Origin of the sequence: Streptomyces sp. SP17BM10 (assembly GCF_036322405.1) — a bacterium.
Taxonomy (GTDB): Bacteria; Actinomycetota; Actinomycetes; order Streptomycetales; family Streptomycetaceae; genus Kitasatospora.
Genome location: NZ_JAQYXB010000332.1, coordinates 1 through 377 on the forward strand (window position 1 = coordinate 1; position 377 = coordinate 377).

General features: G+C 78.2%; 1 pseudogene. It reads left to right on the forward strand.

From position 1 onward, the window contains the following. A pseudogene (locus tag PUR71_RS01990) lies at nt 1-153 on the forward strand (ABC transporter ATP-binding protein); the annotation flags it as partial. Nucleotides 154-377: the final 224 nt, after the last annotated feature.

Sequence of the window (377 nt, forward strand, 5' to 3'; positions counted from 1 at the left end):
CCGGCCGCGGCGAGCACTTCGCCCAGCTCGGCACCAACCGGGCGGGCAAGACCTCGACCCTCGAGCTCGTCGAGGGCCGGGCCGCGACCAGCGGCGGCATCGTCCGGGTGCTCTGCCACGACCCGTACCGCGAGCGCGCCGCGCGCCGTCCGGAGCGGAAGGGCCTGGGGGAGCGACCGAGTGTCCAATCGAGTGTGGAGCTGGGGGGCCGCCGGGGGATGTCGAGCGGGGGGGGGGGGGGGGGGCGGGGGACCGCGCGAGGCCAACCAGGCGCCACCCCAATGACCAGAGCCGCCGGTGCAACCGCAACAAGCCACGCGCGCCAACCCCCCCACCCCCCCCACCCCCCCCCCCCCCCCCCCAGCCCCCCCGACACA